This window comes from Bacteroidia bacterium (assembly GCA_016218155.1).
Lineage (GTDB): Bacteria > Bacteroidota > Bacteroidia > Bacteroidales > GWA2-32-17 > GWA2-32-17.
Window position 1 is genome coordinate 33,567 of record JACREQ010000029.1, and the last position, 16,326, is coordinate 49,892.

General features: G+C 29.9%; 14 protein-coding genes. 6 read left to right on the forward strand and 8 right to left on the reverse strand.

The genetic code is table 11. From position 1 onward, the window contains the following. Window position 1 precedes the first annotated feature (1 nt). The 4 genes from HY951_03720 to HY951_03735 are packed head-to-tail and all read right to left on the reverse strand — an operon-like array spanning window position 2 to window position 5,644. Window positions 2-991 (reverse strand): glycosyltransferase family 9 protein, encoded by a 990-nt coding sequence (locus HY951_03720; GenBank protein ID MBI5539140.1) that lies wholly within the window; start codon window positions 989-991, stop codon window positions 2-4. Beyond that, the gene (locus tag HY951_03725) at window positions 991-2,832 is read right to left on the reverse strand and encodes a hypothetical protein (protein MBI5539141.1); all 1,842 of its coding nucleotides are present in this window, start codon (window positions 2,830-2,832) and stop codon (window positions 991-993) included. Before HY951_03725 ends, HY951_03720 begins: the two co-directional genes overlap by 1 nt. A 55-nt stretch (window positions 2,833-2,887) precedes the next feature. Beyond that, window positions 2,888-4,864: a glycosyltransferase family 39 protein gene (locus tag HY951_03730; protein ID MBI5539142.1), complete on the reverse strand. Its 1,977-nt coding sequence runs from the start codon at window positions 4,862-4,864 to the stop codon at window positions 2,888-2,890. 9 nt (window positions 4,865-4,873) lie between these two features. Beyond that, entirely contained in the window at window positions 4,874-5,644 is a 771-nt protein-coding gene (locus tag HY951_03735) for a YdcF family protein (protein ID MBI5539143.1), read from the reverse strand. Between the two features lie 143 nt (window positions 5,645-5,787). On the opposite strand from HY951_03735, the gene HY951_03740 reads away from it, so the two are divergent. From HY951_03740 to HY951_03765, 6 genes are all read left to right on the forward strand, one after another. Continuing rightward, window positions 5,788-7,287, forward strand: coding sequence for a glutamine synthetase (locus tag HY951_03740; protein ID MBI5539144.1), 1,500 nt, complete (start codon window positions 5,788-5,790; stop codon window positions 7,285-7,287). Between the two features lie 99 nt (window positions 7,288-7,386). After that, window positions 7,387-8,283 (forward strand): DMT family transporter, encoded by an 897-nt coding sequence (locus HY951_03745; GenBank protein ID MBI5539145.1) that lies wholly within the window; start codon window positions 7,387-7,389, stop codon window positions 8,281-8,283. After that, the gene (lnt, locus tag HY951_03750; protein ID MBI5539146.1) at window positions 8,273-9,898 is read left to right on the forward strand and encodes an apolipoprotein N-acyltransferase; all 1,626 of its coding nucleotides are present in this window, start codon (window positions 8,273-8,275) and stop codon (window positions 9,896-9,898) included. The genes HY951_03745 and lnt overlap by 11 nt, the downstream gene beginning before the upstream one ends. Continuing rightward, entirely contained in the window at window positions 9,895-10,437 is a 543-nt protein-coding gene (locus HY951_03755) for a hypothetical protein (protein ID MBI5539147.1), read from the forward strand. Before lnt ends, HY951_03755 begins: the two co-directional genes overlap by 4 nt. Before the next feature lie 90 nt (window positions 10,438-10,527). Continuing rightward, entirely contained in the window at window positions 10,528-11,394 is an 867-nt protein-coding gene (locus tag HY951_03760) for a hypothetical protein (GenBank protein MBI5539148.1), read from the forward strand. 79 nt (window positions 11,395-11,473) lie between these two features. Next, a complete protein-coding gene (locus tag HY951_03765) occupies window positions 11,474-12,499 on the forward strand; it encodes a pyruvate carboxyltransferase (protein MBI5539149.1) in 1,026 nt (341 codons plus the stop codon). A 7-nt stretch (window positions 12,500-12,506) separates the two neighbouring features. Here HY951_03765 and HY951_03770 read toward each other — a convergent pair whose 3' ends face one another. The 4 genes from HY951_03770 to HY951_03785 all read right to left on the reverse strand — a co-directional run bounded on the left by HY951_03770 (window position 12,507) and on the right by HY951_03785 (window position 16,295). After that, entirely contained in the window at window positions 12,507-13,007 is a 501-nt protein-coding gene (locus HY951_03770; GenBank protein MBI5539150.1) for a hypothetical protein, read from the reverse strand. 47 nt (window positions 13,008-13,054) lie between these two features. Further along, window positions 13,055-14,362, reverse strand: a complete 1,308-nt coding sequence (gene der, locus HY951_03775; protein ID MBI5539151.1) for a ribosome biogenesis GTPase Der — start codon at window positions 14,360-14,362, stop codon at window positions 13,055-13,057. A 2-nt stretch (window positions 14,363-14,364) separates the two neighbouring features. Beyond that, window positions 14,365-15,240: a GTPase Era gene (era, locus tag HY951_03780; GenBank protein MBI5539152.1), complete on the reverse strand. Its 876-nt coding sequence runs from the start codon at window positions 15,238-15,240 to the stop codon at window positions 14,365-14,367. A gap of 131 nt (window positions 15,241-15,371) precedes the next feature. Further along, window positions 15,372-16,295, reverse strand: coding sequence for a DoxX family protein (locus HY951_03785; GenBank protein ID MBI5539153.1), 924 nt, complete (start codon window positions 16,293-16,295; stop codon window positions 15,372-15,374). Between the last annotated feature and the right edge of the window lie 31 nt (window positions 16,296-16,326).

Genomic DNA, 16,326 nt, shown 5'->3' on the forward strand with positions numbered 1-16,326 from the left:
TTTAAGAATTCCAATGTTTTTCTACTAGTCTCACAATTTCATTATTGTCAATTTCATTCATACAGCGAAAATGTTTCTTTGGACATTGTTTAAAACCAATTTTTGTACAAGGACGACATTTTATGTTTTTTAATTCAACAATATCTGATAACTCCTTTTTTACATAAGGATACATTCCAAACTCAGGAACTGTATTTCCCCATATCGAGATAATTGGTTTTTGAAATGCTGCAGCAATATGCATTAATCCAGTATCATGACTTACAATAACTCTTGCCTGCTTAACAATAGATGCCGATTGATTTAAATTATATTTTCCGCAACTATTATAAACTTTTCTATTTTTGCAAATTGACATTATTTTATCAGCATCAGTACTATCTTCTTTGCCACCTAAAATAACTATAGGGTAATTTAGTTTCGAAATTATTTCAGAAATTTTTTCTGCTGGCATTTTCTTGGTAAAATGTTTTGCGCCTATAACAAATCCCACATAACCATTTTGAACAAAATCCGGTAACATGTTTATTTCTACCTCATCCTGTTTTGGGATAAAATAATCAAGTCCATTTCCATCATTTTCAACTTCAAAAAGCTTTACCGGCTCAAAATACCGATCAACAATATGCTTATTAGGCATTTTGTTAATTTTAAAATTTACAAGTAGCCATTTTTCTATATTTAATTTTGGAAAAGTAAGGCTTAAAATACCAATCTGACTTTTAATTCTTTTTGTACGAATATTATTATGAAGATCAATTATATAATCGTAACGTTCTTCTTTAATCTCGTTAATTGTATCAGAAAATTTCTCTTTAAGAGTTAAGACCTTATCAACATTTGGGTTCGACAATAAGATACCAGAAAAAGCAGATTTTGTTAAGAAATGAATCTCAGATTCTGCAACTTGTTTTTTTAAACAACGAACAACAGGAGTTGTTAATACAATATCCCCAATTGAACTAAACCTTATTATTAAAAATTTAACCATTAGTCATAAAAATTCCAAGAGATGCCAAACTTTAAATTCCTCACGGGCACAGGATAATGAGGCGTCATAAAATAATCTAAACTAACTAAAGTATAATTTGCATGCTCAAGCTTTACGAATATTCTGGCACGTTTCCAATTCAAATTTACGAATGCATCAACAAATGGGTAATTACCGGTTTGTCTTTCATTCTGAATAGCAAACTGACTTGTAGCAGGAATATATTTTGGAGCAAAATATTTAGTAAAAAAGTACACCTCGGCACCTAGTTGAACTTTTAATACCTTTTTAAATATTAAAAATTCATAAAACAATGAATGTACACCTACATACATTGGTAACCTAAGAATACTATCGTTAGAAGATTGCTGAATAACTGCACGATTATTAAAATGAATATGCTTTCCAATTGTAAAATTCTTATAGATATCGGCAGACATTATTTTAATTGTATGATTTTGTTGCTTTGGTAAAGCCAGACTATCAAAATAAATATAATTTTTAACAGTGTTAAAATTTAAAGAAAAACCTGTATTATACAAACTGTCATCAAATTTTAAGGCTGATTGGGAATAATAAGAATTTGCAAAATTATTATTCCATGAATAATTATTCGAATAATATCTGTTTTCATAATAATCGGGATGTCTTGTCCAATATTCAGCACTTAAAGATATTTTTATTACATCTCTTAAATTCCGCAACTTGTAAGATAATATGCCATCGTATTTAGAATTACCTTTTAAATATCCCGACAACCACTGTTCGACATTAAAATAGCCTGAAAACAAAGAATCACTATGCTTAAATACACTTGCTTGTATTCCAAAACTGTTTAAAAGTGTATCAGAATAATAAAAATAATAACTTCTTTGATCATAATTAACACCAAGCAAAAAAGCTGTTTTAAGTGGGTTGTTTTCTGTAATAACCAATGATAAATTCTGGTATAAAGTTTCTGTTTGAGAAGAATCATTTGTTGCTGTACTATCTATATAAATATTGTTATAGAAACTTGAATCCGGAATATCTGTATAATGTTTTTTAAACCACTGATAGCGTCCGGTATGATGAAGTTCCAGATAACTGGTATGCTTAACATTTACGGAGTCAATAGAATCTGTCTTACCTATTAATGAGATTTCCTGATGTACAAATGCCTCACGAAATGCAATAGTATTTTTAGCATTATTCAGATTCACATTTAAATTTTCTGGTTTGTATATTGAATCAATTATATAATCATCGTGCAAAATTCCACCATTTTCTGTTAATTTAAATTTTTCAAAATTATAATAAGCATGCAGTTTATATTTGTTTTTAATATAGTTTGTTGAAATTCTGAAACTATTGTTCCGGTTTTCCTGATGCAAATAATACCCTTTAGAATTATGTCCATTAGCCCTGAAGCTAAAATTTAAATTTGGAGTAACATTTTGAGTATGAAATGCTGTAATATATTGTTCTCCTTTTTCTTTTGAAGTTCCTGCGGCAAAATTAATTCTGGTATAAGGCTTTCTTGTGTTATAAAAAATATTCCTGTCTGAATTATAATAAATTTTATATGGGATATAAAAGAAAGGTGTTTCTTCTATTGGCAAATTAAATGTTAATGGAAAAGTAGCAGATCCGCTATTACCAAGCATTCCAACAAAATTTGAATGATATGGTAAATAATTCTGAAAATTTGTAGAAAAAGTATCCAGATCAGTTTTTTCTATTCCTTTCCATGAATTTTCGATAGACCACATTTTTATAACATTTGATGTACTATCAACTTTCTGGGCTTTTATGTTTACCCAGATTAAGAAAAAGAATAATATGCTATAAAATATTTTCATTACAAATTTCGCAACAAATATAGATAAAATATAAATCTAAGTTTTTAAATTATATTTACTTAGTTTTTACTTCTTCACTTACAATCCAATATAAAATCGGATTTCCTTTTCTAACATTAATTTTAAAATCATCAATTAAAAAGTTCTGTTTTTTATTATTCCACACATAAATATTAATTACTGGGTTAGTATTTTTGAAATCCAGATCAGGAAGCTTAATAGAAAGTGTAACAGTATTCCACTTTAATGGAGTCATAACAAAATTGCTAAACTGTGACGAACGCCAATCTACAATAATAGTATCCTGCTGAATAGATGACACCAATTGTGCATCTGAAAAATCATTTAATGGCATTACATTTATACTTACATCTATATAATCCATTTGCTTATTTGCTATCTTAAATAAAGTATCAGAAAAACCAGGTCCCCATTCTGAAATACTATCAAACCTATAAGAAAACTTTCCACTTAATGCAACGCTATCTAATAATGCCGAATTAATATTACCCCAATTTGTATTTGCACCTTCAAATGAGTTTTCAGATTTATATAAATCATTTGTTAATTCATTTGTTCTCTTTTTAGAAAATATAACATAGCTTCCGCCATAAAAATTTGAAGTTTTATAAACATAAGGGAAAAATTGCTTAATTAAAGGATATGCTTCAACAGGAGCTCCGGCAAGATAACCATAGTAAATATAATCACCTTTAAAGCTTTCTAATTGATGCACTAACATTTTATAATCACCGGCATCTTCAACTTTTAAATAATTTATTTTTTCCTGATCAATATATTTCTCTGAATAATGTTTTAATATTTTTGATGGAGTTCGGGTAGAGTCTTTTGCTGTCATACTAAACACTATTAAACAGTTTTTAAGCCCTATGCTATCACTTTCGATTTTTGCCTGTTTAACAATTTGCTCATAAGGTGAATTATAAAAAATTTGAAAATGTTTACGTTTATGTACAAGTGATGAGATACAACCTATTGCCAAAACAAAAGCAATAATTGCTCTGAGCTTGATGCTATTTGATTTCATCCAGCCAAAAATTCCAAATAAAATAAAAGGAAAAGCAAAAATAAGTACCGAATACTGTAATACTGCATTTACATACCTCGAATAAATAAAGCCGATAAGAAAAGGTATAATAAACCACAAAAGTGAAATAAATAATAAGCTTTTTCTTTTATTATTTAAAAATGGTTTAACAAATAATCCTGAAATAAAAACTGCAATAATAATTAAAGCTGTAATCCACGAATAATGGACAATATAACTGAAATAGTTTATTAAAAAATCATATCCAGGTTTTGCAAGCCAATCTTCAATCCCACCCATTTCCAACTGTGCTTTAAATATACCAATATTCGGTATATACAATAATGCAATAGCAAGACCAGCTGCAAAATAATAAATAATATTCTTTCGATTTAAAAAGAATATACCGGTAATTCCGATTATTGCTGCCTGCAAAAAAGTAAAATGATGATTATATGCACATAATGCTCCGGCAACAACAAAACCAATCAGATTCGGATATCTTTTTTTATCAGAATAAAAGATTATTTTATTCCAGAAATAAACAAATAACAATATAAAAAACAAACCACTTGAATATGGACGAATAATCTGACTGTAAAAAATAGGATACTGTAAGTATGCAATTAATGAAGCTATTGCTACTGCTGAAGTTTTACCAAACCAATCTTCTGCAATTTTATAAGCAAGAAATACCGAAAAAACTCCTGCAATAATAAATGGTAATTTTAGCCATGCTTCAGAAAAACCAAAAATCTTAACAAAATAAAAAAGCACAATCTGTATTAACGGAGGATGTGTATCAATTAAAACACCTTTCTCAATAAGTTCGCTAAAGCTATTAAATTGGGTGCGAAACAATGCACTAAATTCATCGTGCATAAATGGGATTTCGGTAAGCTTAAATGTTCTTAGAAATAAAGCTATTACAAGAATAAATCCAAGAATAATATTATCCGCATTATTTTTAAAAAATTGTTTCATTTTAATTCTTTAAAGATAACCCATAATTTTATAAATATAATAACCCCAAATCTCATGTAAAATCATTCCCCATCTGTCTAATGATTGTGTATGAGGTACAATTAAATGATCTAATGTATATTTTCTTTTACCAGAAAACCGATCAGCTAAATAATAATCAGGATTCATTCCTGCTTTTTTAAAACAGCCTAATGATCTTTTCATATGAAAAGCAGACGTAATAATAACAACATTTCCTTTTAAACTATCATTTTTAAAAAGCTTTGAAATAGATTCTGCATTCTCATGTGTATTTCTTGAAGCATTTTCAACAATAAAATCATATTCAGAAACAATATTAGTTTCCTTAATAAATTTAAGAATAATATCTCCCTCATTACCACCATCCTTTAATACACTGGCATCACCTCCTGTAAAAACTATCTTTTTTACTATCCCTTTTCTATATAATTTAACAGCTTGCATAAGTCTGTCAACACTTCTGTTAAAACCAATCTGCTCATTCTTGACATCATAATAAGACATTATTCCACCCAAAACAACTGCATAGTCGTAAACTTTTCCGGATTTTTCAATTTTGGAAGGTGGCATTTCCCAGACTCGCATTACTTCATCCAAAACAAATGAATTTGAAAAAATAAATAATGCAAAAAAAGAAGTTAAAATAAGGTTTCTGCGTCGCTTAGGCCTTTTGGTAAGCAATGCCCATATTAAAAGAATCAGCACCCACACTACAGGTGAAAACAAAAAAAGTAAAACTTTTGATAAAATAAAAAACATAAATCTTTTAAAATATTCAACACAAAAATAGAATAATAAGAAGTAGAAATTAATGTCATTTGTAAAAAAGATAATTTCGGTTACATTTACGAAGAATTGAACAAAAATGAGCTTTTAAGTAACTATTTAAAAATATTTGGGTTATGGCAGCATACGAGTTACATTCACACTTAATTGAGAAATACTTAAAAAAACCTAAATGCGAATTTACCCGCAATGACATTATTAAGTATATCGAAGAAAATGAAGTTGAAATGGTGAATTTCAGATATGTATCTGAGGATGGTAAACTAAAAACACTTAATTTCATTATTAATAGTCATGAACATCTCGAAACTATTTTCTCTTCAGGTGAAAGAGTAGATGGTTCGAGTTTATTTTCGTTTATTGAAGCTGGTTCTAGTGATTTATATGCTATTCCACGTTTTAGAACAGCTTTTGTAAATCCCTTTTCAGAAATACCTGCAATTGATATTCTTTGCTCTTTTTATAATGCTCAAGGTCAGCCACTAGAAAGTGCACCAGAATATATTCTGAAAAAAGCACACGATACCTTTAAAAATGAAACCGGCTTAAACTTTAAAGCACTTGGAGAGCTTGAGTTTTATATTATAAGTGAAAAAAACAGCGAATTTCCTGTTGATGATCAAAAGGGTTATCATTCTTCGGCTCCATTTATTAAATGGAACGATTTCCGCAATCATGCAATGAAATTAATTGCCGAAACAGGTGGTAAAATTAAATATGGTCATTCAGAAGTAGGTAATTTTTCTTCTGATACATTAACATATGAACAGCATGAAATTGAGTTTCTTCCGGTAGATATTGAGGAAACTGCCGAGCAACTTATTATTGCAAAATGGATAATAAGAATGCTTGCATTTGAATATGGTGTACAAATCAGTTTTTCTCCTAAAATTACTGTAGGTAAGGCAGGAAGCGGAATGCACGTACATATGCTTGCAGAAAAAGAAGGAAAAAATGTTTTAATTGAAAACGATAAACTTAGCGAATCTGCACATAAAATTATTGCCGGTATTCTTGATTTAGCCGAAGCATTAACTGCTTTCGGAAATTCTGTTCCAACATCTTATTTAAGACTTGTTCCTCATCAGGAAGCTCCTACATGTATTTGCTGGGGCGACAGAAACCGATCTGTTTTAGTTCGTGTTCCGCTTGGCTGGATAGGTGCATCAAATATGGTTGCCGACTCTAATCCAATGGAAGAAAAAACTACAAAAAATTTCACATCAAAACAAACTGTTGAATTACGTTCACCTGACGGATCTGCAGATATTTATCTTTTATTGGCTGGTATTGTTACAGCTGCACGACACGGTTTTGAAATGCCAAATGCATTAGACCTTGCAAAAAATCTTTATGTAGATGTAAATATTTTTAAAGAAGAAGCTAAAGAACGTGCAAAATGTTTAAAAAACCTTCCTGCTTCTTGCTGGCAATCAGCTGACAAACTTAATGAGAAAAGAGAATTTTTCGAAAAATTCGGGGTATTCCCTTCGGGAACTATTGACAGCATAATTAAATCTTTAAAGTCATTTAATGACTTAGGTTTAAGCGAAAAGCTTTATGGCAAAAATGAAGAAATTGGAAAACTTGTAGAAAAATACCTGCATTGGAAATAATTGTATTTTGTAGCTTTTAGTACACTTCATTATTTTTGCTTCATCAAATTTCAATTGTCAATTTTCAATTGAGTTATATATCTTTGTTAAATTTCTTATATGAAAGATCGGCAAAATAATAGCTCAATTCTTACTCTTATATTTCTTGCATTTATCTGGGGATCGTCATTTATTTTAATGAAGCGAGGACTTGAAGTATTTAACGCTAATCAGGTTGCCGCAATTAGAATTTTCTTGTCTTTTTTAGTTTTATTACCATTTGCAATTACCAGATTACATAAATTGACTCCACGCACTTTGTTATTTGTTACAATAACAGGTTTATTAGGAAGTACTATTCCTGCATTCCTGTTTACATATGCTCAAATGCACATTAACAGCACAATGGCAGGAATACTTAATTCATTAACTCCACTTTTTGCATTATTAATTGCTGTATTATTTTTCAAAACAAAAGTATTTTGGTATAATGTAATTGGAATATTGCTTGGATTTATTGGAGCAGCAGCATTAGTAATAAAAGACTTTTCAGGCATTATTGACGGAGAAAATATATATGGTCTGCTAATTGTTATTGCAACACTTTTTTATGGATTTAACACCAATCACATAAAAAACAATTTGAAAGACCTTGATGGAATCAGCATTACAGCACTATCTTTTTTTACAGTAGGTCCATTTACCGGAGTTTATCTCTTATTTTGTGATCTACCATCAGCATTTGCAAAACCTGGCGCATGGGCTGCATTTGGTTATATTGCAATTCTCGGCATAATAGGGACAGCATTTGCACTTATAATAATGAACTCCTTAATAAAAAGGCTCACAGTTATTCTGTCTTCATCTGTTACGTATATAATTCCTGTTTTTGCAATTGGCTGGGGCATTTTTGATGGCGAATCTTTTTCATGGCACCAAGGGTTATCAATAGTACTAATTTTTACAGGAATTTATCTTGTAAATAAAACTTCAACAATAAAACAATATGAAACTTAAAAATTACCAGCTCTGGATATTATCAATATTAAGCAGCTTATTATTAAGTACAGGCTGGATGCAGGGAGCATTTCAATTATTACTTTTTATAGGCTTTATTCCTTTGCTAATTGTTGAAGATAATTACTTTCAACAAACTAAAAGATACAGAAGTTTTAGAATTTTCCCAAAAGCATTACTCACTTTTTTAATTTGGAATACCCTTTCTACATGGTGGATTTGGAATGCTTCACCTGAAGGAGTCTTAATGGCAATAATTTTTAATTCATTGTTCATGGCTACAGTTTTTTGGGTTTTTCACGCAACAAAACGAGTTTTAGGTCGCAAATTAGGGAATATTGCATTTATTGTTTACTGGATTGGTTTTGAATATCTTCACATTAACTGGGAATTATCATGGAGCTGGCTAACATTAGGCAATGGTCTTTCTGAAAACATTTCAATAATACAGTGGTATGAATACACTGGTACACTTGGAGGTTCGTTGTGGATATTGTTAATTAATGTTTTATTTGCCGAAATTATTATTCAATATATGGCAAATCCAAAAAATAAATTGAATATAAAATATCTAATATGGTTGTCCTCTATTATTATTTTACCGATAATTGCTTCCTTAGTTATATTTAATAATTATAAAGAAAAAGGCACGCCTGTTAATGTTGTTGTTGTTCAACCAAACATAGATCCTTATAACGACAAATTTGGAGGAATGCCTGTAAAACAACAACTAGATAAAATTGTTTCGCTTGCAGAATCTGTTGCAGATGAGAAAACTGACTATATAGTTGGTCCAGAAACAGCTATTCCCGAAGGAATATGGGAAGAAGATTTAAATAGTCACCCTGACATTTTACTATTAAAGAAACTAAATTACAAATTCAAAAATTCTAAAATAATAATTGGTGCATCAACATTCAGAATGTTTAAACCCGATGAGAAGCTTTCAGTTTCTGCCCGGAAATTTTCAGACTCAAACGAGTATTACGATTCTTATAATTCAGCTCTTCAATTCGATACCACTAACAACATGCAGATTTATCATAAATCTAAATTAGTTTTAGGTGTTGAAAAAATGCCTTTTGCAGGTACTTTTAGTTTTATTAAAGATTTATCAATAAAGCTAGGCGGAACCGCTGGTGGACTTGGCTCACAGGAAGAACCAAGCGTATTTAACTCTAATAATAACATTGCAATAATTGCTCCTATAATTTGTTATGAATCCATTTATGGCAAATATGTAACAGAATACATTAAAAAAGGTGCCGACCTTATTTTTGTAATAACAAATGACGGATGGTGGGGTGATTCGCCAGGGTACCGCCAACATTTAACATATAGCAGTGTAAGAGCAATTGAGACTCGTAGAGATATAGCACGTTCTGCAAACACTGGTATTTCTTGTTTTATAAATCAGCTTGGCGAGATAAGACAGGAAACAAACTGGTGGGAACCTGCGGCAATAAAAGATACTTTATATAAAAACAATACTATTACTTTTTATGTGAAAATGGGCGACTTTATTGGACGTATTGCCGCTATTTTAACAATCTTGTTATTTGTTTTTTATCTGTTTAGCAGCCTGAGAAGGAAATTTAACAAGATAAAGTCATGAAAATAATTATTTCGATTTTGGGAATTCTTTTATTGTTTTTTCTTTCATTTTCATCATATAGTCAGACTGTAGTACCCCGTTTTAAAAAGACCGAAATAATGAATAGCGGCTGTTTTGCATATTTTCCTGAAACTCCTGCTAATTTTGAATTAAACATATCCGATGATTCCTCATTAGTTTATACAGCATCAGTAGAATTTGATAATTTTACATATGGTATTATTGCGGTAAAATTTAAAAACACTTTTGATGGTTCACTTTCTGAACACGAAGATCTTTTAATTTCTCACATGGATTATTTAAAAACAGTGTTTAATGTTACAAACTCATTAGGATATGGAAAAGGTCACACTAGTAACTTTAATCCTAATTCTACAGGAATTATTGACACATGGGAAGATAATGCAAAAAGTACAATTAGTGTAAAAGGTTGGATTGACAATAATTTTATTGGGTTTCTGTATTTAAAAGGTAAAGAAGAATACCCAAATATTAATATAAAGAATATTTTTCTTAACGGATTTATTTCTGTCAACTGAACACATTTATTTACTCCATTTTAACTCATTATATATTTTTTGTACAATTTCTCAATTTATTAGTCGTTATTTTATTCAAATCCCAATCTTATGAAAATTATTTTATTAATTGCAGCTATTGTATTGGCATATAATGTTGCAACTGCACAAAACGAACCATTTGACAATGCAGTAAAACAAAAAATGATTTCATATATTGGAAACGGTAACTCTTCAAGCACACACTATCTTAAACCTTTAGTTTTAAAAATCAAAAACCTTTTAAATATTTCAAAAACAATAAAAATTGAAAATGGTCAAACATTTATTGCAGATGACTCTTCATACCAGAATCTAGTTGTTACAAAAGAAATGATAGTTACCATTCCAGCAAAAGGTGATAAAACTATTGAACTTTTTGCAATGTGTATAGAGCATAGTGACAACGCACCAGTGAATAATGTTATATATAAAGAAGGAAAAATGGCAGGACCCTCATTAAAAGGTTTAACAATGATCATTGAAAAAAAAGGATATCACGATCAAACCGGACAAGAGGCGGTTTGGTGTATTGCAAATAATAAGCCTGTAGAAAATATTGCTGGATTTAACAACGAGGAAGTTCTTGAACTGCAAAAATATGTTTGTTCTGTTACCGGGCAAAAAATGCCACCCCCTCCTGCTCCCGATGATTATTTACATAACTATAATTACACAAAATTTAAAAGAACAATCGGTGGATATTTTGAATTTGAATTTAGTAAAAAATCAAATGTAAAAGTAGCAATGTTTAATGACAGAGGTATTGTTGTAAGAGAATTATATAATCAAATAAATGTAACACCGGGTTTTCATAAAATAAAATTCGAGTTTGACGGATCTGCTTTCGAGTATGGTAAATATTCGATAAAAATGATTGTTGACGGAGAAGTTTTTTATGATAAAAAAATGGAGATTAAAGAACCAGAAAGAGAATAATATCAAAATCAATGATTTTTGGATTTAATTTTTTTCGTTTTTTTTGTATATTAGCTCCCAAAATAAAAAAAATAAAATTATGAATTACCCAAAGAAAGTTACAATAGGAGATATAACTGTAAGAGATGGATTTCAACACGAAGAAAAATTTATACCTACAGAAGCTAAATTATGGCTTGCTGAACAACTTATTATTTCTGGGTTTAAACACATTGAAGTTACAAATTTCGGCAACCCATCAGGAATGCCGCAATTTAAAGATGCTGACGAACTTATGAAAGGAATAAGGTCCAGCAAAAAAATATCTCATCTTATAAATGACGTTTCTTTAACTTGTGTTACAATAAGAGAAAAAGCTATAGAGCGTGCTATACAGGCTAAAAAAGATGGTTTCGGGCCAGACAGAATTTTATTAATGGTTTCTACAAGTGAATCTCATCATTATAAAAACAGTGGATTGCCACTTACAGATTATTGGAAAATGGCCGAGAAATATATTCCAATGGCAAGAGACGCTGGAATTAAAGTAAATGGAACAGTTAGTACTATATGGGGTTGCCCTATTGAAGGACCAACCGAAATGTCAAAAGCAATTGATTTTACTAAAAGATGGTTAGATATTGGAGCAAGCGATGTTGAACATGCAGATCACGATGGAAGCGCTTCTCCCGATAGAATTTACAAATATTTCTCGATGTTGCTTGATAAATTTCAGAAACCTGATAAACACATTGTTCATTTTCACACAACACGTGGATGGGGATTGGCAAATATACTTGCAGCCCTACAAGCTGGAATGACAAACTACGAAAGCTCAATGGGTGGTATTGGCGGTCAACCAGCAAACTTTGTTGATGGAGTTCCAGTTGCAGGTACCGGTGCATATTATTATGCCGATCCTTCGTTAACAGGACTTGTTCCAACTGAAGATTTAGTTGTTATGTGCGACGAAATGGGAATTGAAACCAATCTTGATATTGATAAAATTATTGAAACAGGCAAATTGGTTGAAAGAATTGTTGGAAGAAAACTTCGCTCAGAATGTATCAGAACTGGCAGAATTCCTAAAATGTTAAAGGAAAAGAAAAAGCCACATTTGAACTAAATATTTTTTAATTCAAAATTACCAAACCGGTAGAAGAAATATTACTTTTATGTAATGCTCTATCATATATGTGAAAGTCAAATTTTACAGAATCCCAGGTAACTGGGATATTAAAATCTAAATCTACATATATAGTACATTTTAAAGTTTTATTTTTTCCTATTGGTTCTAAATATTTTGTTCTGAAATTAAAAGGGGAAGCTAAATCAACTAAAGAATATTGCCCGTTTTTTAACTCATACATTTCAATAAACAAATTATTATAATAATTCCCGGTTATTTCGTATGGTGGAAAAGTGTCGCCTTCATTTAACCCAATATCTCCATCACCATCAACCAAATAAAAGGCTAATTCTGCTCTTTTTATAGGATTATTAAGTGTATCATGTGTTACAATAACCGGAATACCTACAAAATTAATTTCAGGGATTTCTGAATATTTAGTTGGTTTTCTACAAGAAACCCAAACAACTGAAGATACTATTATTATGTAAAGAAATATTTTCATTCAGATTTAAATCTACATCAAAATTAAATAAAAAATAAATTTTACAATTACTTCTTCCTAAAATAAATGGTAACAGGTACACCCGAAAAATTATAAAGCGACCTGATTTTATTTTCTAAATATCTTTTATATGAATCCTTAACATATTGGGGTAAATTACAATAAAAGGCAAAACAAGGGAAAGGTGTTGGGAGTTGAGTTACATATTTTATTTTAACGAATTTACCTTTAACTGCTGGAGGAGGATAAGCAGCAATTATTTCTAACATTATCTCATTTAATTTATGTGTAGTAATTCGTAGTTTTCTATTATTATAAACTTCAATTGCTGTTTCTAATACTTTATGAATTCTTTGCTTTGTAATTGCAGAAATAAAAATAATTGGTATATCAACAAAAGGAGCAATTCGGTCTTTAATAATTTTTGTAAATTCATCTGTAGTTTTATTGTCCTTTTCAACTAAATCCCACTTATTTACTAAAATTACTATTCCTTTATTATTAGTTTCAGCTAATCTTAAAATATTAAGATCTTGCGCTTCAATCCCTCTTGTTGCATCAATCATTATTAAACAAATATCTGAACTCTCAATAGTTTTAACAGCTCTCATTACCGAATAAAACTCTAAATCTTCAGATACCTTACCTTTTTTTCTTAATCCTGCTGTATCAATAAGTAGAAAGTCCATTCCAAACTTATTGTATCGTGTGTAGATTGAATCTCTGGTTGTTCCTGCAATTGGTGTAACAATGTGCCTATCTTCTCCAATTAACGAGTTTAGTAACGATGATTTTCCTGCATTTGGTCTACCAACAATTGCAATTTTTGGTAATTCAACATCTTCCTGTTCAATTTCATTAGCAGGTAAATACTTTACTACTTCATCTAACAACTCACCAGTTCCACTTCCGGATATTGCCGAAATACAAAAAACTTCTCCTAGTCCTAATTTATAAAAAACCTGAGCATCAGCAATCCTTTCAATATTATCTACCTTATTGGCAACTAACATTACTCTCTTTTTATTTCTTCTTAAGATATCAGTTACAGCAATATCTAAATCTGTAATATCGCCATATACATCAACTAAAAAAAGAATTACATCAGCCTCATTCATTGCAAGTAACACCTGCTTTCTTATTTCAGCTTCAAACACATCGTCGGAATTTATTACATAACCACCGGTATCAATTACTGAGAATTGTTTTCCACACCATTCGCTTTTTCCATAATGACGATCGCGAGTAACACCGCTTGTTTCATCTACTATTGCCTGTCTGTATCCAACTAATCTATTAAAAAAAGTTGACTTGCCAACATTTGGACGCCCTACTATTGCAACTATTCCCGACATAATTAATTTATATAACCAAATTTTTTGAGGAGAAGAACATTATCTCTCCAATTCTTCTGAACTTTAACAAATAACTGTAAAAAAACTTTTTTACCCAAAAATTCCTCAATGTCTTTTCTTGCATCAGTGCCAAGTCTTTTTATTGCTTTTCCACCCTCACCAATTACTATTACTTTTTGCGAATCTCTAACAACATATATTAATGCAGAAATTCTAAAAATATTTTCTTCTTCTTTAAATTCATCAATATCTATCTCTATACAATAAGGAATTTCTTTATGGTAAATTAAAAGTGCTTTTTCTCTTATAATCTCACTTACAAAAAACCTCTGACTTCTATCTGTCAAAGTATCTTTATCGTAATATGGAGGACTTTCGGGCAATAAATTTACAATTAAAGTTTTTAGAGATTCTATGTTAAACCCTCTTAATGCACTAATTACAAGCTGATCTGCATTAGGTAATATTGCTTTCCATTTTATCAGATTCTCTTCTATCTTTTCTTGTGTGCTTTGATCAATTTTATTTATAACAAGTATTATTGGAATTTTAGTAGTGAATAAATCTACCGGCAAATGCTCTTTCTCCGGTCTTTCTGAGGCATCAACCAAATAAATTAAAACATCGGCATCTTTAAAAGCTTCTTCAACAAAGGTCATCATGCATTCCTGCATTTTATATCCCGGATCAATAATACCAGGCGTATCTGAAAATACAATTTGATAATCTTCACCGTTTAAAATAGAGATGATTCTATGTCTGGTAGTTTGTGCTTTTGGAGTAACAATACTAAGTTTCTCGCCAACCAATGCATTCATTAAAGTTGATTTACCTGCATTGGGTTTACCAATAATATTTACAAAACCTGCTTTATGCATTTAAGAAAATTTTTGCAAAGATAGTTATTAACTTAGTTATTTAAGATTGAGATTAATAGTTTGAAACGATATAAAAAAAAATAAGAACAGAAAACTATGTTATGTTTATGCTATTCAGCCAATAACAAATTTTATTGAGTTAACCATTTTTCTATTTCGCCTTGATCCAAATCGATATAATTTACCTCATTCTCTACTATACTATTATTTACCAAATATATAACAGGCATATTTGTTCCTGCAAGATATACAAAACTTTTTCCTAACAGTAAACAATGTGGAATATTCTGAGAGCTGGTTTTTTCGAAAAAAGGTTCAAGATCTTCAATATCTCCATTTAGCACAAAATAAAATGGAATTTTGGGATTCCTCTCATGAATAATTCTAATTTTATTTGCTGCAATTTTACAATATTTACACCGTAAACTTAAAAAAATTATTATGTGTTTATCCTGTGAAAGAGTTTGTGGTGGTTTGCTTAATGTTGCATACTTATATAAAGAATCTAACTCTAATTTAAAATTATTTTCTTTTTTGTTAAGATATGCTTCAGAATAATTAAGCTCTACTGGATTTAATATAAAGGGCATTATAAATGATGATGCAATAACTAATGTTATAATAATGTTTACTTTCTTGCTTAAACTCCATCCTGAATAAAATTTCATCAAAATAATAAAAGCAATAATCATAATTACATTTTTAATTAATGCCTGTAACGGTGTCATGTAAATGTAGGTACCAAAACAGCCACAATTGCCTTTATTACCACTAAATAATAATAATAAAACAAGATAAATACAGAAAAACAGCAAAGTCAAAACACCTAACTTAAATGAAAATTTTTTGAAGTTAATAAATAACAATATGCCAACAAATAACTCAAAACCAATAAATATACGAGCAATAAAAGGTGCTATCTGCCAGTTAAATAACCCTATATCTACAAAAGTATATTCAAAAGGTTCTATCGGATATAATTTACTTATTCCGGAAAACACAAATATTACTCCTAATACAGAACATAAAACAATTAGAAATACCTTTTTAATCATAAAATTTAGGTAAAAAAAAAGCGTTCCTCAA

Excerpts from the sequence above, each read along its gene's own strand:
- HY951_03720 (MBI5539140.1), bottom strand. The coding sequence starts at position 991 with ATGGTTAAATTTTTAATAATAAGGTTTAGTTCAATTGGGGATATTGTA.
- HY951_03725 (MBI5539141.1), bottom strand. The coding sequence starts at position 2,832 with ATGAAAATATTTTATAGCATATTATTCTTTTTCTTAATCTGGGTAAAC.
- HY951_03730 (MBI5539142.1), bottom strand. The coding sequence starts at position 4,864 with ATGAAACAATTTTTTAAAAATAATGCGGATAATATTATTCTTGGATTT.
- HY951_03735 (MBI5539143.1), bottom strand. The coding sequence starts at position 5,644 with ATGTTTTTTATTTTATCAAAAGTTTTACTTTTTTTGTTTTCACCTGTA.
- HY951_03740 (MBI5539144.1), top strand. The coding sequence starts at position 5,788 with ATGGCAGCATACGAGTTACATTCACACTTAATTGAGAAATACTTAAAA.
- HY951_03745 (MBI5539145.1), top strand. The coding sequence starts at position 7,387 with ATGAAAGATCGGCAAAATAATAGCTCAATTCTTACTCTTATATTTCTT.
- lnt (MBI5539146.1), top strand. The coding sequence starts at position 8,273 with ATGAAACTTAAAAATTACCAGCTCTGGATATTATCAATATTAAGCAGC.
- HY951_03755 (MBI5539147.1), top strand. The coding sequence starts at position 9,895 with ATGAAAATAATTATTTCGATTTTGGGAATTCTTTTATTGTTTTTTCTT.
- HY951_03760 (MBI5539148.1), top strand. The coding sequence starts at position 10,528 with ATGAAAATTATTTTATTAATTGCAGCTATTGTATTGGCATATAATGTT.
- HY951_03765 (MBI5539149.1), top strand. The coding sequence starts at position 11,474 with ATGAATTACCCAAAGAAAGTTACAATAGGAGATATAACTGTAAGAGAT.
- HY951_03770 (MBI5539150.1), bottom strand. The coding sequence starts at position 13,007 with ATGAAAATATTTCTTTACATAATAATAGTATCTTCAGTTGTTTGGGTT.
- der (MBI5539151.1), bottom strand. The coding sequence starts at position 14,362 with ATGTCGGGAATAGTTGCAATAGTAGGGCGTCCAAATGTTGGCAAGTCA.
- era (MBI5539152.1), bottom strand. The coding sequence starts at position 15,240 with ATGCATAAAGCAGGTTTTGTAAATATTATTGGTAAACCCAATGCAGGT.
- HY951_03785 (MBI5539153.1), bottom strand. The coding sequence starts at position 16,295 with ATGATTAAAAAGGTATTTCTAATTGTTTTATGTTCTGTATTAGGAGTA.